Below are 19,915 nucleotides of genomic sequence, written 5' to 3'. Positions count from 1 at the left end.
AGCCAACGACTAGCGCGAGCGGCCCGACGTGACCGGTCGCGGCTCGTACCGCACCGGTTCGTGCGCACGGATGACGAGGGCACGCAGCGACTCCAGGTCGCCGTTCACGAGTCCCTGCGCCCTCGCCTGCACGAGGACATTACCGATGGCGGTGGCCTCGACCGGCCCTGCAAGCACCGGCAGTCCGGCGCGGTCGGCGGTGAGCTGGCAGAGCAGGCGGTTGCGCGCGCCGCCGCCGACGATGTGCACGGTGTCGATGGTGCGCCCTGCGAGTTCGGCGGCTGTGCGAACGGCCGCGGCGAACGCATCCGCGAGGCTTTCGACGATGCTGCGCACGTATTCGACCGGGGTGCCCGGGGCTGCGAGGCCGTTCTCGGAGCACCAGGCGGCGATGCGGGCCGGGAGGTCGCCGGGGGCGAGGAAGCGAGGATCGTCCGCGTCGAAGACAGGCACCGGACCGGTGTATGCCTCAGCGCGTTCGAGCAGGTCGACGAGGTCGACGTCGAGTCCTCGCGCGTGCCAGGTGCGGATCGATTCGCTCAGCAGCCAGAGGCCCATGACGTTGTGGAGAAAGCGCACGCGCCCGTCGACGCCGCCCTCGTTCGTGAAGTTCGCAGTGCCCGCGGCTTCGGTGAGCACAGGGTGTTCGAGTTCGACGCCGACAAGGCCCCAGGTTCCGCAGGAGATATAGGCGGCGGTCTCGGCGTGCATCGGCACGGCGACGACGGCGGATGCGGTGTCGTGCGACCCGACAGCCGTGACGCGCGGTCCGGCTCCGCGCACCTGCAGGTCCGCTCGGAGGCTCGGCAGGAGAGACCCGACCGTGGTGCCCGCTTCGACGACCGGCTGGAACAGCCCGCGCGGCAGGTCGAGGGCATCGATCAGGCCGGTGTTCCAGCCCAGCCCGTCGGCCGTCAGGAGGCCGGTCGTCGATGCGTTGGTGCGCTCGGCGACCCGTTCGCCGCTCAGCCAGTAGGTGAAGAGGTCGGGGATGAGCAGCAGCGAGTCGGCCCCCTCAAGACGTCCGAGCCGACGGTCGACCGCAAGCTGATACAGGGAGTTGAACGGGAGGTACTGCAGGCCGTTCTCGCGATAGAGCTCGGCCGCCCCGATCCGGGCGTGGACGAGGTCGGTGCCCTCCGCCGCTCGCTCGTCGCGGTAGTGATACGGGATGCCCCGCAGCACTCCGTTGCGCAGCAGCCCGTAGTCGACGGCCCACGCATCCACACCGACGCTGACGAGTCCGGGCTCCGCACGCAGCGCGGCGCCGAGCCCGGCCGTGACGTTGCGGTACAGCTCGACGACATTCCAGTGAAGCGCGGAGTGGTCGCCCTCCCACAACCGCACGGGGATGTTCGGAAACCGCGCGGCCTCATCCAGCTCGAGGGTGTTCGGCCCGACCCGCCCGAGCATGACGCGCCCGCTGGTCGCCCCGAGGTCGACGGCCGCGACTGCCCCGCTCACTCCCGTCGCCGTGCTCACGCGTGCGTCCCGTCGCTTGCGCTTGCGCTGGGACGCTCGGTGCGGGGACGCTCGGCGCCGGGACGCTCGGCGCCGGCATGCTCGGCGGCGGCAGTCATCGCAGGAAGGCGGCGGCGACCCCGGCGTCGACGGGGATGTGCAGGCCGGTGGTGTGGTCGAGGTCGGATGAGCAGAGCACGAACACCGCGTTGGCCACGTGCTCGGGCAGCACCTCGCGCTTGAGCAGGGTGCGCTGGGCGTAGTACTTGCCGAGCTCCTCTTCGGGCACGCCGTAGACGGCCGCACGCTTGGCGCCCCAGCCGCCGGCGAAGATGCCGGAGCCGCGTACGACGCCGTCGGGGTTGATGCCGTTCACGCGCACACCGTACTCGCCGAGCTCCGCAGCGAGCAACCGCACCTGGTGCGCCTGGTCGGCTTTGGTTGCCGAGTAGGCGATGTTGTTCGGGCCGGCGAACACGCTGTTCTTCGACGAAATGTAGACGATGTCGCCGCCGAGCTTCTGGTCGATGAGCACCTTCGCCGCAGCGCGCGAGACCAGGAACGACCCTTTCGCCATCACGTTGTGCTGCAGGTCCCAGTCGGCGACCGTGGTCTCCAGCAGCGACTTCGACAGCGACAAGCCGGCGTTGTTCACGACCAGGTCGAGGCCTCCGAAGGCGAGCAGGGCAGCATCCACCGCCTGCTGCACAGCCGACTCGTCGGTCACGTTCGCAACCACGCCGACCGCGACATCCGCCGACCCGAGCTCGGCCGCGGCCGCCTCCGCCTTCTCGAGGTCGAGGTCGGCGATGACGACGCATGCGCCCTCGGCGGCGAGTCGCGTGGCGATCGCTTTGCCGATTCCGGATGCCGCCCCGGTCACCAGCGCGACCCGGCCCTGAAGCGGCCTGGGTTTCGGCATCCGGTGGAGTTTTGCCTCCTCGAGCGCCCAGTACTCGATGCGGAACTTCTCCGACTCGTCGATCGGCGCATACGTCGAGAGCGCCTCGGCGCCGCGCATCACGTTGATCGCGTTGATGTAGAACTCGCCCGCGACGCGCGCCGTCTGCTTGTTCGCGCCGTAGGAGAACATGCCGACGCCGGGGATCAGGATGATCGCGGGGTCGGCGCCACGGATCGCGGGCGGTTCTTCGCCGCGGGCCCGGGCATCCGCTGCACCGCGCTCGTAGTAGGCGGTGTAGTCGGCGCGGTACGCCTCGTGCAGCTCTTCGAGCCGGGCGACGGAGTCCTCGATGGAGGCGCCGGCCGGCAGGTCGAGCACCAGCGGCTTGACCTTGGTGCGCAGGAAGTGGTCGGGGCAGCTTGTGCCGAGTGCGGCAAGGCGCGGATGCTCGGAGCTGGCCAGGAAATCGAGGACGACCTCGTCATCCGTGAAGTGCCCGACCTGGGCGCGGTCGGTCGACGCGATCGCCCGCAGGTGCGGTGCGAGGGCTGCCGCCTTGGCACGACGTTCGGCCGGGTCGAGCGGCTCATAGCCTTCGATCGTCTCACCGAACGGGTGCGGCAGGCCGTTCGTCGCGATGTAGGCGGCGGCCGTCTCGATGATCCACAGCGAGTTGGCTTCAGCTTCGTCGGAGGTGTCGCCCCACGCGGTGATCCCGTGGCCGCCGAGGATCGCCCCGATCGCCCCGGGGTTGTCCCGTTTGAGCGCGGCGATGTCCAGGCCGAGCTGGAAGCCGGGGCGACGCCACGGCACCCAGACGACGCGATCGCCGAACGCCTTCGCGGTCAGCTCCTCCCCGTCGGCGGCGGTCGCAATGGCGATGCCGGAGTCGGGGTGCAGGTGGTCGACGTGCGCCGCATCCACCAGTCCGTGCATGGCGGTGTCGATCGACGGGGCCGCACCACCCTTGCCGTGCAGGGTGTAATCGAACGCGGCGACCATCTCGTCCTCACGGTCCACACCCGGGTAGACGTCGACGAGCGCGCGCAGGCGGTCGAGCCGCAGCACAGCCAGACCCGACTCCTTCAGGGTGCCGAGGTCTCCCCCGGAGCCCTTCACCCACAGCAGCTCGACCGGCTCACCGGTGACGGGGTCGGTGTCGGTGCCCTTGGCCGAGGTGTTGCCGCCGGCGTAGTTCGTGTTGCGGGGGTCGGAGCCCAGCCGGTTGGAGCGGGCGATGAGCTCTTCTGCCGCGCTCATCATGCACCCCACCCTGCCTGCGTGCCGCCGACCCGGTCGGCCTCGATCTTCTCCTGGTAGCCGCTGAGCGCGTACGCGGTCATCGGGTCGCCGTCGAAGCCGCGCGACTCGCGCCACTCGGCGAGCGCGGGGCGCACATCCGTGTAGAAGGCGTCCATCAGGATGCCGTTCGCGCCGAGCACGTCACCGGCCTCCTGGGCAGCGGCGAGCGCATTGCGGTCGACGAGAAGCGCACGCGCCGTCATCTCCTGCACGTTCAGCACACTGCGGATCTGGCCGGGGATCTTCTTCTCGATGTTGTGACACTGGTCGAGCATGAACGCCACATCCGGGTTGTTCAGGCCGCCTCCGCGGATGACCTCGAAGATGATGCGGAACAGCTGGAACGGGTCGGCCGCGCCGACGATCAGGTCGTCGTCGGCGTAGAACCGGCTGTTGAAGTCGAACGAGCCGAGCTTCCCGAGCCGCAGCAACTGCGCGACGATGAACTCGATGTTCGTGCCCGGCGCGTGGTGCCCGGTGTCGAGGCAGACGAACGCGCGGTCGCCGAGCGCCGCCACATGCGCATACGACGTACCCCAGTCCGGAACATCGGTGTGGTAGAACGCCGGCTCGAAGAACTTGTACTCGAGCACCAGACGCTGGCCCTCGCCGATCCGCGCGTAGATCTTCTGCAGCGAATCGGCGAGGCGATCCTGACGGGCCCGGATGTCATCCTGGCCCGGATAGTTCGTTCCGTCGGCGAGCCAGATCTTCAGATCCCGCGACCCGGTCTCGTTCATCACATCGATGCACGCGAAGTGGTGATCGATCGCCTTCTGCCGGATCTTCGGGTCACTGTGCGTGACCGACCCCAGCTTGTAGTCGTCGTCCTGGAACGTGTTCGAGTTGATCGTGCCGAGCGCCACCCCGTTGTCCTCCGCGTGTTTGCGCAGGTCGGCGTACGAGTCGACGAGGTCCCAGGGAATGTGCAGAGCAACCGTCGGCGACAGGCCGGTGTACCTGTTCACCTGGGCCGCATCCGAGATCTTCTCGAACGGGTCCCGAGGCGTGCCCGGCGACCCGAAGACCTTGAACCGGGTGCCCGAGTTGCCGAACGCCCACGACGGGAGTTCGATCGCCTGCGCAGCGAGGGCGGATGAGATGTCGGTCAGGTCAGTCATGTCACTCATTCATTTCTTGGGTTGCGTGCGAAACAACGGGCCGGGCCTCGCGGCCTAGGTGTCGGCTCCGACCGGGGCCGGGAGGGATGCCGTGGCAGACACATGGCCGGCCTCGAGGGGCTGGTCGTCCTCGCCGTGCAGGCGCAGCACGCCGGTGACGCCCGCAGGGATGTCCACCTCGACGGTGAACTGGTCGCCGCTGACGGTCCACGAGACGGCGATGCGGCCGTGCGGGGTTTCGAGCGCCGTCTCCGCCTCGGTGAGCCCGCCACCCGGCTGGGGAGCGATCAGCACCTCGGAGTAGCCCGGGGTGAGCGGCGCGATACCGCCGACGACCCGGTGCATCCAGTCGGCCACCGCGCCCAGGGCGTAGTGGTTGAACGACGTCATCTCACCGGGGTTGATGGTGCCGTCTGGCAGCATCGAGTCCCAGCGTTCCCACACCGTGGTCGCGCCCATGGTCACCGGGTACAGCCATGACGGGCACTCCTTCTCGAGGAGCAGCTTGTAGGCGTCGTCCAGGTGGCCGGTCTGCGTCAGTGCGTCCGCGATGAACGGGGTGCCTGCGAAACCGGTGGAGATGCGGTAGCCCGCCTCTGCGGCGAGCTCGGCGAGCCGGTTGCCGGCGAAGATCTCATCGGCGCCGTCGAGCAGGCCGAAGACGATCGCCAGCGAGTAGACCGTGGTGCAGTCGCTCTTCACGACGCCTGCATTCACGTACTCCCGGTTGAAGGCTTCCCGCAGGTCGCCCGCGATCTGCTCGAACTCGGCCTGCTCGGCGGTGAGTCCGAGCAGCGCAGCGGTCTCGCCGACGATTCGGGCCGAGTGGTAGGCGCACGCCGTGGCGACCACGCCTTTGTCGGCCTTGGCGTTCGCAGGGTCCTCCGGCGGCGCATCAGGGTCGAGCCAGTCGCCGAACTGGAAGTTGCCGTCCCACACTCCTGCAGGGGAGAGCAGGGACTTCACCCGGCGCACGTGGGTGGCCATCGAGGTGAACTGCTGCTTGAGCACGTCCCGGTCGCCGTAGGCCTGGTAGAGCGTCCACGGCACCCAAACGGCGGCGTCGCTCCAGATCGCGGTCGAGTCGACCGGACCGAACTCAGTCGGGCGGTCGCGGTCGGCGTATTTGAGCACGTCCGGGATGACGAAGCCGACGATCCCGTCGTGGTGCTGCTGCTCCAGGTCGAGGTCGAGGAGCCAGTCGCTCAGGAATGAGTCGACGTTGTAGAGGAACGCGGCTGTCGGCGCGAAGGCGGCGATGTCGCCGGTCCAGCCGAGGCGCTCATCGCGCTGCGGGCAGTCGGTCGGCACGTCGACGAAGTTGCCGCGCATCCCCCACACGACGTTCTCGTGGAACTGGTTGAGCAGCGGGTCCGACGTGCGGAAGGTGCCGATGCATTCGAGATCGGAACCGATTGCGACGGCGGTGAGGTCTTCGGGCTTCAGCTCGCCCGGCCATCCGGTGATCTCCGCGTAGCGGAAACCGTGGAAGGTGAACGTCGGCTCGAACACGTCGTCGCCGCCGCTCAGGATGTAGCGGTCGGTCGCGAGGGCCGTGCGCAGCGGGCGGGTGCCCAGTTCGCCGTGCTCCAGCACCTCAGCGTGCTTGATCGAGACATCGCTGCCTTCCGGGCCCTGTACCGCGACCCGGATCCAGCCGACCAGGTTCTGCCCGAAGTCGACCAGCGTCTTGCCCGAGGGCGAGGTGGTGATCTCTTTCACGGCGAGTTCGTTCCAGCGCGTGACGCGCGGCCCGACGTAGGGTTTGAGCTTCTCGGTGTCGAAGTCGAGGGCGTGAACCCCGGTCCAGGCGTCGGATGCGAAGCCGGGACGCAGCCACGCGTCGTCACGGAGGCGGGCGTCGATCGTCTCGCCGTCGTACAGGTCGTTCGCGAGAACCGCGCTCGGGCCCGAGGTCCAGCTGTCGTCGGTGACGACGACCTGCGTCGAGCCGTCTTCGAAGGTGACCTCGAGCTGGGCGAACGCGCCGAGCTCGTCACCGTAGAACGCGCCGCGGCCCGACCAGCCGAGTCGGCCGCGGAACCAGCCGTTGCCGAGCGCGAGGCCGAGGACGCTGGTCGAGTCGATCAGGTTCGTCACGTCGTAGGTGGCGTAGCGGAGACGCCACTCGTAGCTGCTCCAGCCGGGGGTCAGCAGATCGTCCGAGACCGGGCTGCCATTCAGCCAGGCCTCGACGACGCCCTGCGCACTGAGGCTGAGGGTCGCACCGGTCACAGCGCCGTGGCCCTGCTCGAGGGCGAACTCGCCGCGCAGCAGCGGGGCCCCGTTGAAGTCGTCGTCGGCGGCGATCATGCGGGCTTGCCAGTTCATTGATGTGTCTCCATTGTGTTTCGGTCGTACTCGGTCAGCGGCTGCGACTGGCGCGGCCGCCCGTTTCGTATGTTCTTTCGGATGCGCGGATCAGCCCTTGACTGCACCGCTGGTGATGCCGCCGACGATCTGCCGGTTGAAGAAGATGTAGGCGATGAGCGGCGGGATGGTGATGATGAAGATGGCCATGAACAGCAGGTTCACGAAGCTCAGGTTCTGGCCCTGGAACGTGTAGAGCGCGAGCTGCACGGTGACCTGGTCGGAGTTGGGGAGGAAGTACAGCGGGCCGGCGAAGTCGTTGAACACGAAGACCGCCTGCACGACGACAACGGTCACGATCACCGGGCGGAGCAGGGGCAGCACCACGCGGGCGAACAGCCGGATCGGGCCGGCGCCGTCGAGCACTGCCGCTTCGTCGAGTTCGCGCGGGATGTTCCCGACGAACGCACGGAACAGCAGGATGCAGAACGAGAGCCCGAACGTCGCCTCGATCAGGATCATGCCCGGCATGGTCCCGAACAGTTTGAGACCCTGGAGCACCCAGATGGTGGGGACCACAGCTGGCGGCACGATCAGCCCGGCGAGCACGAAGAAGTTGACGACCGGGCCCCACTTGCTGCGCTTGCGGGCGAGCACGTAGCCCGCCATCGCGCCGATCGCCACCATCAATATGACGGAGCCGATCGTGAGGATCGTGCTGTTGATGATGGCCCGCCAGACGACGCCGTCGTTCGAGTTGAGGGTGTCGAAGAAGTTCTGGACGAACTGGAAGTTCGTCGGCCACGAGAACTGCAGGTTCGAGGCCTCAGCCGGCGTCTTCGCTGCCTGGAGCAAGACGAACGCGAAGGGAACGAGGAAGACGACGATGGAGACGAGGATCGCAATGCTTCCGACGATCCAGGCACGGCGGCGTTCGCGGGTCACAGTTCCACCTGCTTTCTGTTGAGGAAGTACGAGAGTGGGACCATGATCACCGTGACCAGGAGGAAGAGCACGACGTTGCCCGCGGTGGAGAGGCCGAAGAACCCGGCCTGGTACTGCTTGTAGATCACCGAGGCGAGCACGTCGCTGGTGAAGCCGGGACCGCCACCGGTCGTGACCCAGATGATGTCGAACGACCGGAGTCCGCCGATGAGCGAGAGGATGATGACGGTCGCAGTCGCACCGCGGGTGAGCGGCATCGTGATCTGCCGCAGGATCTTCCAGCTACCCGCGCCGTCGATCCTGGCCGCTTCGAAGTACTCGTGCGGGATGGCGACGATGCCGGCCATGAAGATCAGCGTCGCGATTCCGACGCCCTTCCAGATGTCGATGCCGGCGATGCTGTAGAGGGCCAGGTTCGGGTCAGTGAGCCAGCCCGGCTGCGGCAGCCCGAAGAAGCCGAGTACCGCGTTGACCATTCCGTGGAACGGGTCGAGCAGCGATTTCCACATGATCCCGACACCGATCGTCGAGAGCAGCACGGGGAAGAAGACGACCGCCCGCAGGTAGCCCCGGCCGATGATGGGGGACGTGAGCAGGAGGGCCAGGGCGAACCCGAGGATCACCTTCGCGCCTGACGTGATCACTGCGTAGATCAGGGTGTGGATGAAGCTCGTGTAGAGCTGCGGGTCGCTGAAGAACTGCACGTAGTTGTCGAAGCCGATGAACGTCGAGTCGAAGAGCGACCAGCGGGTCAGCGAGAAGTAGAACGACGAGAACGTCGGCAGTGCGAAGAAGACGACATAGAGCACAAGCGCCGGGATGAAGAACCAGGTCGGATAGTACGACTTGATCGGCCGTCGCTTCTTCGGGGTCTTGGGCGCATTGGTGTCCGTGATGATGTCGCCCGCTTGGATCGCGGTCCCGGGGGTGGCAGTCGACATTGGTTGCTCCTCGTCGAGTTCGGTGCTGTGGTGCGTGTTGCGGGGCCGACGGCCGGTGGCCGTCGGCCCCGCATTGGTGACGCTACGCCCGAAGGCGTCCCGTCGGGGTGTGTCTTACCAGCCCTTGAGTCCGAGCTGCTGTGCCTGCGCCTTCACGTCGTTGTCGTAGAGGGCGGCACCGGGCTTGGCCTTGGTGATTCCCGAGCCGACCTGGATCAGGATCTTCTCCAGGTTCGGGCCCTTGATGGGCGAGATGAACTCGAGCGCCAGACCGGTCTTGTTGTCCTGCTGGTACTTCAGTTCGTCAGCGACCAGCGCCGGAGCGTCGGTCGGGACCTTGCAGGTGCTGATCGCGAACGGACCGGCAGGAACGCCCGTGCCGTTCTGGATGGCACACCCGGCAGGCGTGTTCAGGTATGCGATCAGCTTCTTGGCCGCCGTCAGCTTGTCACCTGTCGTCGACTTCGGAATGTACGCACCATTGGACTCCCAGACCGTCGCGTGCGGGTCGCCGCTGTCGGTCGGCATCGCGAAGTAGCCGATGTCGTTGACCTGTGTCGGGTTCGACTGCACCACGTTGCCGATCACCGTGGTGATCATCGGGTACTGCACGCCGGCACCTGTGGCGAGTTCCTTCAGGGCATTGACGTTGGTCAGGGACGCGTAGTCCTTGTTCATCAGGCCCTTGTCGAAGATCTCCTGGGTGTGCGTGAAGCCTGCCAGCGCCGGCGGGTTCACGTACTTGCGCTTGTTGGCCGTGTACTGGTCGGCCCACTGCGAGTCCTGCGCGCTCACGTTGGCGAAGTCAGCGAGCACGAACAGCTGGCTGGTCCAGGTGTCACCGTAGGAGACGAGAACAGGCGTCTTGCCTGCGGCCTTGATCTTCTCGCTGTTGCTGATGAACTCGGCCCAGGTCGTCGGTACCGTCAGCCCGAGCTGCTGGTAGACCTTCTTGTTGTACATGATGCCGCCGTCGAAGGTGGTTCCCCACGGGGCCCCGTACGTGGCCTTGGAGGTACTGACCGCCGCCTTGAAGTCGGGGGTCAGATCCTTCACCCAGGACTCGTTGGTGAGCGGCTGCAGCTGGCTGTCCGGGTGCAGCGCCTGCAACAGCGACCCCGAGTTGTACAGGAACACGTCGTCCATGGTGCCGGTCGAAAGCTTCGTCTTGATCAGGTTGTCGCCGTCCGTGCCGCCGGGCCGAGTGTCGACCTTGACCGTGATGGACGGGTTCGCCTTGTGGAACCCAGCAGCGAGGTCGTTGGCGAACTTCGTGGCAACGGGGTCGTTGCCACCGGCCAGCAGCCGGATCGTGGATGCGCCGCCAGAGCTGCCGCTCGTCGAGCACCCCACGAGGGTGAGGCCGGTCAGGGCCACCCCAGCGAGAATGGCGGCGGCGCGAACCGTCGTCTTCCGAGAGAACATGAATACCTCCTTGTATTGGCGCCGCTGCTTCCGGGGGGAATCCGGGTCGGCATTGAAACGCTTCACTCGAACATAGGCGCAGGACACGGAGCCGTCAAGAACCGATTGTAACGATTCAGCATCGTCACGATTGTGGGATGGTCGGGCGTGTCGCTCCCGCGGCGCCCGAAACGCTTCCTGTGCCGCAGATCCGCGACGTTTCAACGATCTTTGGGGCACTTGGGATCCGCCTGCGCGCAGCCATTGCCCCGGCTGGGAACCTCGCGCGCCGATTGCCAGGTGCGGTAGTCGTTACAACCCGCGAGAAACCGAATTGTGGTCAGTAACAACATATCCTGAGGAAATTAATATCGTTTCAATTGCATTCGTGTCTAGTATGTGAGGCGGAGAGGACACCATGGTCTCGTCAAGCGTCAAAGATGTCGCCGCCTTGGCGCACGTCTCGATCGGCACCGTATCGAACGTGCTCAACCGGCCGGAGATCGTCGCGCCCGAGACCATCGAACGCGTCATGGCCGCCATCGAGAAACTCTCCTACGTGCGCAACGAGGCCGCGCGCCAGCTCCGTGTCGGCCAAAGTCACGCCGTCGGGCTCATCGCCCTCAGCGGCAGCAACCCGTTCTTCACCGAGGTCACCGCCGCCGCCGAGGACTCGGCCGCGACGGCGGGGTTCTCCGTGATCGCCGGAACCAGTGACCGCAAGAAAGACCGCGAGGGCCGCTACCTCGACCTCTTCGAGGAGCTGCGTGTGCGCGGCGTGCTCATCACCCCGGTCGGCAGCGTGGAGGCACGGCTGCGCAGGATGCGTGACCGCGGCATCCCCGCCGTCCTGGTCGACCGCGTGAGCACCGATCTGTCGTTCAGCTCTGTCTCGGTCGACGACGTGGCCGGGGGTTCGTTGGCCGCCTCGCATCTGGTCGACACCGGGCGCAAGCGGATCGCATTCGTCGGCGGGCCCCAGCAGATCCGCCAGGTGAGCGACCGCCTTCGTGGCGCCCGGCAAGCTGTGGCGCCGCACCCCGACGTGACCCTCGAGGTCATCTTCCTCGACGCCCTGACCGTACAGGAAGGGCTGGCCGCCGGCCGCACCATCGCCGCACGCCCCCGCTCCGAACGCCCGGACGCGATCTTCGCCGCGAACGACCTGCTCGCCATCGGCCTGCTGCAGGGGCTGTTCATGCAGGGCGGCATCGCCATCCCCGACGAGATCGCACTCGTCGGCTACGACGACATCCAGTTCGCCGGCGCTTCGGTCGTGCCTCTCACCTCGATCCGGCAGCCGAGCCGGCTCATCGGCGCGTCGGCCGTGAGCATCCTCCTCGCGGAGGCGGACGACCCCGATGTCGACACGCAGCAGATCGTCTACCAGCCCGAGCTCGTCATCCGGGCGAGCAGTTCGGCCACGTTCGACGCCGCGACCCTGTGGAGCGAATCCCTCGAGAGCGAGGCCGCGGGCGCCGAACCCGCCGCCGACGAGACCACCGAGGAGACCACCGACGAGACCGCCGAGGAACTGGCTCTGTGAAACACCACGAGATCGCGGTCGAACGCTTCGTCACCCGTGCTTCCACAGACCCCGACGTGCTCGCCGTGGTCGTGACGGGCTCCGTCGCGCGCGGCACGGAACGACCCGATTCGGATGTCGACCTCTACCTCGTCGTCAGCGAAGAACGGTGGGACACGGCTTACGAACAGCGGCGACTCATGTACGTCGAGCACGAGGACATCGGCTACGAGGGCGGCTACTACGACGTCAAGCTCGCCACCCTCTCCTACCTCGACGACGCAGCGGAGCGCGGTGATGACCCGGTGCGCGATTCGTTCGCCATCTCCCGCATCGCGTTCAGCCGGGTCGACGACCTGCCCCGGAGGATCGAGCGCATCGGCACAGTGCCAGACGGCCTGTGGGATGACCGCGTTGCCTCGTTCGTCGCCCAGGCCCGCCTGCACGGCGACTATTTTCTGAAGGGCGCGCTCGGCAGCGGCGATCTCCTGCTGCTTCGTCACGCCTCCGTGCATTTCGCCGCGTCCGCCGGGCGAGCCGTTCTCGCCCACAACCGCGTGTTCTTCGCGGGACCCAAATACCTCGCGAAGCAGGTGGCTGCGCTCGACGACAAGCCGACCGGGTTCGACGCCCTCCTGACCGCCGTGGTCGCCGATCCGACCGTCGAGGCTGCGGATGCCCTGCTCGCCAGTCTCGAAACCTTCACCGGGTCCGTGCTCCCGGCCGACGAGACCCTGTCGAGGTTCGTGCTCGACAACGAGCTCGCCTGGCGATACCGCACGAAGACGCCCGAGTATTCGTAACCGAGGAGAACGCCCATGACCCCCAGCACCGTCGTCGTCGCATCCCCGCCGTCCGCTTTCAGCGGGATCGGCTGGCACGCACACTGGATCGGTACCGAGCCGCCGCCGCCTGTGGCGCCGGACACTCTCGAGGCGACCGACCCCCCGACGCCGTTCCACCGCTCGATCTTCCGCACGGCGGTCATGCTCGACTCGGTCCCGGGCACGGCGCCCGCGCGCCTCACCGCCGACTCGAGGTATGTGCTCGTCGTCAACGGCGTCGAGGTCGGCCGCGGGCCCGCGCGATCGCAGCCGCGGCGGCAGAAGTTCGACGAATACGACCTTGCGCCCGTGCTGCGCGAGGGTGCGAACACGATCGCCGTGCTCGTCACCTACTACGGTCATCCGACCGCATTCTGGCAGCCCGCCGCCGCCAACACGGGACTGGGGCTGGATGCGGTGCTCGCCTTCGAGGCCCGCCTCGGCAGCAGCTGGCTGGTGTCCGACACCGGCTGGAAGGTGCACCGCTCGACGGCCTGGACCTCCCCCGACCTCGAAGGCCTCGACGGCGTCCCCGTCGAACTGGTCGATGCGCGCGAACTGCCGGTCGGATGGGACTCCCCCGACCTCGACGACAGCGACTGGCCGAACGCACACCTGCGTCCTGCCTCCCACATCGGCGGCTTCGGCCGCACGCAGCCGCCCACCGACCCGTATGGAGCCCTGCTGCCGCGCCGCACGGCCCCGGTCGGCGGGCAACGAGTCGCGCCGGCGGAGGCGCGTGTCAGTGGAGAGGTGACGTTCACGGCGGGGGCGGGCGAGCATCCGGTGACGCGCGTGCGCGCCGCACTCGACGGCCACACGGTGTCGTCCGATGCGCTCGTCCCGTTCCCCGTCGAAGCACCGTCAGGGCCGCAGACGGCCACCATCGTCAGCCTCGACTTCGGCCGTGTCGTCGTCGGCACCGTGCACATCACACTGCGGGCCGCGGCCGGCACGACGGTCGACATCCTCTACCGTGAACGCCCGCACCGGGCCGACGAGGCGTCGAGCTTCTCGATTCCGAAGACCGGCGCGCGCTACACCGCCCGCGGTCACGACGACCGGTTCGATGCCGTCGAAGTCAACGGGATGCGCTTCATGCACCTCGTGATCAGCGGCGGCGACGCGTCGACCGTGATCGAAAGCGTCGAGGTGCAGGAGCGGCTCTACCCCCACACCGGCGAGGCGTTCTTCCGCTCGGACGACCCCGAGATCGACGCGCTGTACCGGGCGGGCATCCGCACCGTGCAGTGCAACGCGCAGGATGCGTTCACCGACTGCCCCACGCGCGAACAGCGCGCCTGGGTCGGCGACGGCGTCGTGCACCAGCTCGTGCACCTGACCACCAACGCCGACTGGCGGCTCGCCCGCGCCTACACAGCGCTCGGCGACTCGCCGCGGGCCGACGGCATCCTGCCGATGAGCGTCGTGGGCGAGATCGAGTCGTCGGGCGGGTTCACCATCCCCGACTGGTCGCTGCACTGGGTGCACGGCGTGCACAACCTGTATCGCTATCTGGGCGACCTCGACGAGATCCGTGCGCTGCTGCCGACGGTGGAAGGGATCCTGCGCTGGTACCTGCCATACGTCGACGAGCGCGGCACCCTCGCGGACGTGCCCGAATGGAACCTCGTCGACTGGTCGAGCGTCTTCGTCACCGGGCGCAGTTCGCTGCTCACCGCCCTCTGGGCGCGCGGGCTCGACGAGTTCGCCGAACTCAGCCGGTTCGCCGGCAACGCGGGCGCGGCCGAGTGGGCTGCCCGGCTCCACGCGGCCGCCGCCGTCGGGTTCGAAGACTTCTGGGACGAGCGACGCGGCACCTACATCGACCACATCGTGGACGGGAAGCCGCAGGCGCCCGCATCCCAGGCCGCGGGGGCCACGGCGATCGTGTCCGGCCTCGCGCCGCGTTCGCGCTGGGACCGCATCCTCGACGCCGTCACCGACCCGTCCACGCTCGTCGTCCGCTCGTGGATCGGCAGCGACGACGGGTCGTACGACCAGCAGAAGATCGCCGACCAGATGCGCGGCATCCAGCACATCGACTGGGACGCCGAGCGCGAAGTCGTCATCGCCGAGCCGTTCTACGCGTACGTCGTGCACGACGCGGTGGCCCTCGGCGGGCGCGCGGGCGACCTCGTGACGCTGATGCGGCGCTGGTCGCAGTTCCTCGTCGACGGGTACGACACCTTCGGTGAGTGCTGGGGATGGGGAACCCCGGTGCACGGGTGGAGCAGCGCCCCGACGCGCGATCTCGTCGCCTACGTGCTGGGGCTGACGCCGGCCGAGCCGGGTTTCGCATCCGTTCGGGTGGCTCCGGCACTTGGATCACTCGGGCGGGCCGAGGGTGCCGTGCCGACGCCGCACGGGTTCGTGCACGTGAGCGTCGACGGCGGCTCGGTGTCGGTGACGTCGCCGGTGCCCGTCGTCTTCGTGCACGCCGACGGCGCGGAGGAGGCGCTGCCCGCCGGGTCGCATTCGCTGGAGCTGTAGCCGGGCGCTGCGCCTCGCCGCGCCGAGCGTGAATGTTGCGGTCGAGCGTGCCTGCTCCGCGCGGCACTCTCGGCCAAACGGGGCACACTCGCGTGCACCGGACGTTCAGCGAGCAGTGCTTAGGCTTGTGGGATGACTTCTTCCCCCGAAACCTTCGACCGAGTGACCATGTTCGGCGGTGACTGGTGCCGCGACTGCCGTCGCTCCAAGGCCGTCTTCGAACGCCTCGGCACCGACTACGAATACATCGACCTCGACTCCGTGCCCGGTGGCGCCGACCGCGCCTATGCGATCAGCGGCCGCACGAACATCCCCGTGATCGTGTTCCCCGATGGGCGCCACCTGGTCGAGCCGACCGACGCCGAGCTCGAGGCAGCACTCGCACTCTGAGTCGAAGGGCGTCGGCGCGCCGTCGCGCTGAACGCCGGAATGGACGAATGACACCCTGGCAGCCCCGCGGAACCTACGCCGACGGTGTGCTCGAGTCGCTGACGACTCGGGCTGCGCGGTTGGTTCGAGCGGATGCCCGGGTCGTCCTCGGCATCGCGGGCAGCCCGGGATCCGGCAAGACCACGCTGGCCGCTGACATCGTCGGCGCCCTCGGCGAACGCGGCATCGCCGCCGCCTACCTGCCGATGGACGGCTTCCACCTGGCGAACGCAACCCTCGACGCGCTGGGCAGGCACGACCGCAAAGGCGCCATCGACACGTTCGACGGGTGGGGTTTCGTAGGGTTGCTCGAACGCATCCACACCGAACGAGACCATCCGGTCTATGCGCCGGGGTTCGACCGCGCCGTCGACGAGCCGATCGCCGGCGCGCTGACGATCGCGCCGGAGACGCAGATCGTGGTCGCCGAGGGCAACTACCTGCTCGTCGACGAGGAGCCCTGGTCGCGCATCCCGTCGCTGCTCGCCGAAGCGTGGTTCTGTGCTGCGCCGGAAGGCGAGCGGATGCGTCGCCTCGTCGACCGCCACCAGCGGCACGGCCGCACTCCCGCGGCCGCTCTCGCCTGGGCACGTGACGTCGACGGCGCGAACGCTCTCCTCATCGAGACGACGCTCCCGCGTGCTGCGTTGGTCGTCGACACCTCCCCCTGAGCCTCACCACACCGCATTCAGAACCGTGCCCGCACAATGCCATCCAGACTTCCTGTTGGACATCTGACTGACAAAGACGGAGGGTGAAGTAATGGAGTACACACACCTCGGCCGATCCGGCCTCAGCGTCTCGCGACTGTGCCTGGGAACGATGAACTTCGGCCCCCAGACGACCGAAGCCGACGCGCACGCGATCATGGATGCGGCCCACGAATACGGCATCAACTATTTCGACACGGCCAACGTCTACGGCCAGCACCGCGGCAAGGGTGCGACCGAAGAGATCGTCGGCGACTGGTTCGCGAGCGGGAGCGGACGCCGCGAGCGCACCGTTCTGGCGACGAAACTGTATGGCGCGATGGGCGACTGGCCGAACGACGGCAAGCTGTCGGCCCTGAACATCCGCCGCGCACTCGACGCGAGCCTCAAACGCCTCAAGACGGACTACGTCGACATCTACCAGTTCCACCACATCGACCGCGAAACCCCGTGGGACGAGATCTGGCAGGCCATGGAGGTCGCTGTCGCGCAGGGCAAGATCCTCTACGCCGGCAGCAGCAACTTCGCCGGCTGGCACATCGCGACCGCGCAGGAAGCGGCCCGCCGCCGCAACTACACCGGCCTGGTCAGCGAGCAGTCCATCTACAACCTGCTCACCCGCGACGTCGAGCTCGAAGTGCTGCCGGCCGCCCAGGCGAACGGGGTCGGCGTCATCGCCTGGTCACCGCTGCACGGCGGGCTGCTCGGCGGGGTCGTACGCAAGGAGCGCGACGGCGTTCGCCGCCTCGAAGGACGCGCCGCCGAGACCCTGGCGACGCACCGCGAGGCCATCGAGGCGTACGAAGATTTCGCGGATGACCTGGGCCAGGAGCCGGGCGACCTCGCCCTCGCCTGGCTGCTGCACCAGCCCGCGGTGACGGCACCGATCATCGGGCCGCGCACGCGCGGCCAGCTCGATGCGGCCATCCGCGCCGTCGACCTGAAACTCGACCGGGCGGCGCTCGACCGCCTCGACGAGATCTTCCCCGGGCACAAGACTGCGCCTGAAGACTACGCGTGGTGAACCGACCACGCAGATACGGAGACAACTCATGACGAACACCGGAACACAGTTGAAGACCCGCACGATCGGCACCGTCGAGGTGAGCGCGATCGGCCTCGGCGGAATGCCGATGTCGATCGAAGGGCGACCCGACGAGGCTCGCTCCATCGCCACCATCCATGCCGCCCTCGATGCGGGTGTCACCTTCTTCGACACCGCAGACGCGTACCACCTGCACGCGGACGAGGTCGGCCACAACGAGACCCTTTTCGCCCGCGCGATCGCGAGCTGGGGCGGCGACACCTCCGCCGTCCTGGTCGCCACGAAGGGCGGGCACCTTCGCCCCGGCGACGGCAGCTGGTACGTGGATGGCCGCCCCGAGTACCTGAAGGAGGCAGCCAAGGCGTCGCTCGCCCGGCTCGGCGGCGACGCGATCGGGCTGTACCAGTTCCACCGCCCGGACCCGTCGGTGCCATACGGCGACTCGGTCGGGGCGATCCGCGACCTGCTCGATGAAGGCGTGATCCGCATGGCCGGCATCTCGAACGCTGATCCCGACCAGATCCGTGAGGCACAGGACATCCTCGGCGGACGCCTCGCCTCGGTTCAGAACCAGTTCTCGCCGGCGTTCCGTTCGAGCGAACCCGAACTGGAGCTGTGCGACCAGCTCGGCATCGCTTTCCTGCCGTGGAGCCCGCTCGGGGGCATCCGTTCGGCCGGTCAGCTGGGCGATCGCTTCGCGCCGTTCCGTCAGGTCGCGGATGCTCGGGGCGTCAGCCCGCAGGTCGTCGCGCTCGCCTGGCACCTGGCCAAGTCGCCGAGGGTGATCCCGATCCCCGGTGCGTCGCGTCCGGAGAGCATCCGCGACTCGGTGACCGCCGTCGACCTCGAGCTCACCCTCGAGGAGTTCGCCGCGCTCGACGCCTGACAGCCACCCCTCCTCGAGGCAGGCAGGCGGGGTCAGGCGGGGTCGAGCTGCTGCAGGAAGGCACCGGCGGCGGGGCTCGGCTCCTCGGCGACGGCGACGCCGACGGTCCACGACGGCACATCACCGCGCAGCGGGATCGCGCGCAGCTCGTCCGGCCGCTTCTTCGCGAAGCTGGCCGGCACGATCGCGACGCCCAGGTTGTAGCCGACGAGGTCGAGCAGCGGATGCACGTCGTTGACCTCGAGCGCCGCGCGATAGTCGAACCCGGCCGTCGCGAACGCCCGCCGCGCGAGCACCTGGGCACCCCATCCGTGCTGGAACCCGATCAGCGACTCGGTGCGGAGCTCGTCGAGGTCGACGGCGTCCAGGGACGCGAACCGGTGGTCCGGGTGGCAGAGCACCAGCATCGACTGGGTGCTGAGGGGGCGCAGCTGTACGCCAGGGGGCGTATGGCCGGTGTCGACGACGAGGGCGACATCCACTCGCCCTTCGGCGACCGACTCGACGAGGTCGACCGAGCCTGCATACCGCAGCCGCACTTCGACGCCCGGGTTGGCGGTGCGGAACGCCGCCAGCTCGCCCGGGATGTCGACGGACCCGAGGCACGGTTCCGCGCCGATCGTGAGGCGGCCGCGCACGAGCCCGCGCACCGCGGCGACGGCGTTGCGGGCGGCGGCGGCACTCGCGAGCGTGCGCACCGAGTCGGCGAGCAGCGCCTGTCCGGCGGTCGTCAGTTCGACGCGGCGGGTGCTGCGAATGAACAGGGATGTTCCCAGTTCCTGTTCAAGTGACCGGATGGATGCGGACAGTCCCGACTGCGAGATCTGGAGGAGTTCGGCGGCACGGGTGAAGTGACGCTCCTCTGCGACGGTGACGAAATGCTCTAACTGGCGAAGCTCCATTGTGCGATTCTACTGCTCAATGGCGTTCGATTCATCTGCTGAGCTTCGCCATAGCCTCACGCAACTCGGGCGCCAGCGTGACCGTCCCCTCACGTTCAGCGGCGGCGAGCGCGGCCGACTGGCGAGCATCCGCTGCCGTGAACCACGACGCGACCGTCACCCCGTGACCGGGCCTCGACACGACCTCGACGGAATCGCCGGCGGCGATCGTGCCGCTGTGGACAACGCGCAGGTACGCGCCCGGCATGCCCGCCTCGGTGAACCGCCGCACCCACTTCCGCTCGCCCATGCGCCTCTGGAACGTGGCGCACGGAGTCCGCGGGAACGTCACCTCGACCACCAGTTCGTCGCCGATGCGCCACCGTTCGCCGATCTCGGCACCGGACACATCCAGCCCGGATGTGCGCAGATTCTCACCGAACAGGCCCGGCGGGATGTCGCGACCGAGCGCATCCGCCCACACCCGGGCGTCTTCGTCGGCGTAAGCGTAGAGCGCCTTCGTCACGCCGCCGTGATGCTTGCGGCTGGCCTGGACGTCGCCGTACAGCCCGAGCGGCCGCACCCGGAGCGGCTCGTCGACGGGACGTTTGTCGATCGCGGTCACGCCGACCGTGCCGGGATCGGGCAGGAGACGGTCGACGCGGCACACCGCGAGAAGTTCACCCATGCGCCCCATTCTCCCCGATCGCGGATCGCCTCGGGTCGCGACCGGC

General features: G+C 68.1%; 16 protein-coding genes. 7 read left to right on the top strand and 9 right to left on the bottom strand.

The window, feature by feature from the left end; translation table 11 throughout:
- Positions 1–9 precede the first annotated feature (9 nt).
- The 7 genes from ACPPVQ_RS01525 to ACPPVQ_RS01495 all read right to left on the bottom strand — a co-directional run bounded on the left by ACPPVQ_RS01525 (position 10) and on the right by ACPPVQ_RS01495 (position 10,409).
- Entirely contained in the window at positions 10–1,413 is a 1,404-nt protein-coding gene (locus ACPPVQ_RS01525) for a rhamnulokinase (protein ID WP_426521361.1), read from the bottom strand.
- A 163-nt stretch (positions 1,414–1,576) separates the two neighbouring features.
- Positions 1,577–3,628 carry a bifunctional aldolase/short-chain dehydrogenase gene (locus tag ACPPVQ_RS01520; RefSeq protein WP_426517911.1) on the bottom strand — a complete coding sequence of 684 codons (2,052 nt, stop codon included), beginning with the start codon at positions 3,626–3,628 and terminating at the stop codon, positions 1,577–1,579.
- A complete protein-coding gene (rhaI, locus tag ACPPVQ_RS01515; protein WP_426517909.1) occupies positions 3,625–4,788 on the bottom strand; it encodes an L-rhamnose isomerase in 1,164 nt (387 codons plus the stop codon). Before rhaI ends, ACPPVQ_RS01520 begins: the two co-directional genes overlap by 4 nt.
- Before the next feature lie 54 nt (positions 4,789–4,842).
- On the bottom strand, positions 4,843–7,119 hold the full coding sequence (locus ACPPVQ_RS01510) for a family 78 glycoside hydrolase catalytic domain (RefSeq protein WP_426517907.1): 2,277 nt from the start codon (positions 7,117–7,119) through the stop codon (positions 4,843–4,845).
- A gap of 90 nt (positions 7,120–7,209) precedes the next feature.
- Positions 7,210–8,043: a carbohydrate ABC transporter permease gene (locus tag ACPPVQ_RS01505; protein ID WP_426517905.1), complete on the bottom strand. Its 834-nt coding sequence runs from the start codon at positions 8,041–8,043 to the stop codon at positions 7,210–7,212.
- On the bottom strand, positions 8,040–8,984 hold the full coding sequence (locus tag ACPPVQ_RS01500; protein ID WP_426517901.1) for a carbohydrate ABC transporter permease: 945 nt from the start codon (positions 8,982–8,984) through the stop codon (positions 8,040–8,042). Before ACPPVQ_RS01500 ends, ACPPVQ_RS01505 begins: the two co-directional genes overlap by 4 nt.
- A gap of 114 nt (positions 8,985–9,098) precedes the next feature.
- Entirely contained in the window at positions 9,099–10,409 is a 1,311-nt protein-coding gene (locus ACPPVQ_RS01495; protein ID WP_426517899.1) for an ABC transporter substrate-binding protein, read from the bottom strand.
- Between the two features lie 397 nt (positions 10,410–10,806).
- Between ACPPVQ_RS01495 and ACPPVQ_RS01490 the strand changes: the two genes are divergently transcribed.
- The 7 genes from ACPPVQ_RS01490 to ACPPVQ_RS01460 all read left to right on the top strand — a co-directional run bounded on the left by ACPPVQ_RS01490 (position 10,807) and on the right by ACPPVQ_RS01460 (position 18,300).
- Positions 10,807–11,934 carry a LacI family DNA-binding transcriptional regulator gene (locus ACPPVQ_RS01490; RefSeq protein ID WP_426517897.1) on the top strand — a complete coding sequence of 376 codons (1,128 nt, stop codon included), beginning with the start codon at positions 10,807–10,809 and terminating at the stop codon, positions 11,932–11,934.
- Complete coding sequence (locus tag ACPPVQ_RS01485; RefSeq protein WP_426517895.1) at positions 11,931–12,716, top strand: nucleotidyltransferase domain-containing protein; 786 nt, start codon at positions 11,931–11,933, stop codon at positions 12,714–12,716. The genes ACPPVQ_RS01490 and ACPPVQ_RS01485 overlap by 4 nt, the downstream gene beginning before the upstream one ends.
- A gap of 15 nt (positions 12,717–12,731) precedes the next feature.
- Complete coding sequence (locus ACPPVQ_RS01480; protein ID WP_426517893.1) at positions 12,732–15,230, top strand: alpha-L-rhamnosidase N-terminal domain-containing protein; 2,499 nt, start codon at positions 12,732–12,734, stop codon at positions 15,228–15,230.
- Positions 15,231–15,362: 132 nt separating this feature from the next.
- Positions 15,363–15,620: a glutaredoxin family protein gene (locus tag ACPPVQ_RS01475; protein ID WP_426517891.1), complete on the top strand. Its 258-nt coding sequence runs from the start codon at positions 15,363–15,365 to the stop codon at positions 15,618–15,620.
- A 47-nt stretch (positions 15,621–15,667) separates the two neighbouring features.
- Complete coding sequence (locus tag ACPPVQ_RS01470; RefSeq protein WP_426517889.1) at positions 15,668–16,330, top strand: nucleoside/nucleotide kinase family protein; 663 nt, start codon at positions 15,668–15,670, stop codon at positions 16,328–16,330.
- Positions 16,331–16,421: 91 nt separating this feature from the next.
- Complete coding sequence (locus ACPPVQ_RS01465; protein ID WP_426517887.1) at positions 16,422–17,393, top strand: aldo/keto reductase; 972 nt, start codon at positions 16,422–16,424, stop codon at positions 17,391–17,393.
- Positions 17,394–17,442: 49 nt separating this feature from the next.
- Positions 17,443–18,300, top strand: a complete 858-nt coding sequence (locus ACPPVQ_RS01460; protein WP_426521359.1) for an aldo/keto reductase — start codon at positions 17,443–17,445, stop codon at positions 18,298–18,300.
- 32 nt (positions 18,301–18,332) lie between these two features.
- Here ACPPVQ_RS01460 and ACPPVQ_RS01455 read toward each other — a convergent pair whose 3' ends face one another.
- Together ACPPVQ_RS01455 and ACPPVQ_RS01450 are read right to left on the bottom strand one after the other, a co-directional pair.
- Positions 18,333–19,202: a LysR family transcriptional regulator gene (locus ACPPVQ_RS01455; protein ID WP_426517885.1), complete on the bottom strand. Its 870-nt coding sequence runs from the start codon at positions 19,200–19,202 to the stop codon at positions 18,333–18,335.
- A gap of 31 nt (positions 19,203–19,233) precedes the next feature.
- Complete coding sequence (locus ACPPVQ_RS01450) at positions 19,234–19,869, bottom strand: MOSC domain-containing protein (protein WP_426517883.1); 636 nt, start codon at positions 19,867–19,869, stop codon at positions 19,234–19,236.
- Between the last annotated feature and the right edge of the window lie 46 nt (positions 19,870–19,915).

This window comes from Leifsonia sp. McL0618 (assembly GCF_049994905.1).
Lineage (GTDB): Bacteria > Actinomycetota > Actinomycetes > Actinomycetales > Microbacteriaceae > Diaminobutyricibacter.
This window is presented reverse-complemented; position numbering and strand designations above follow the sequence as displayed.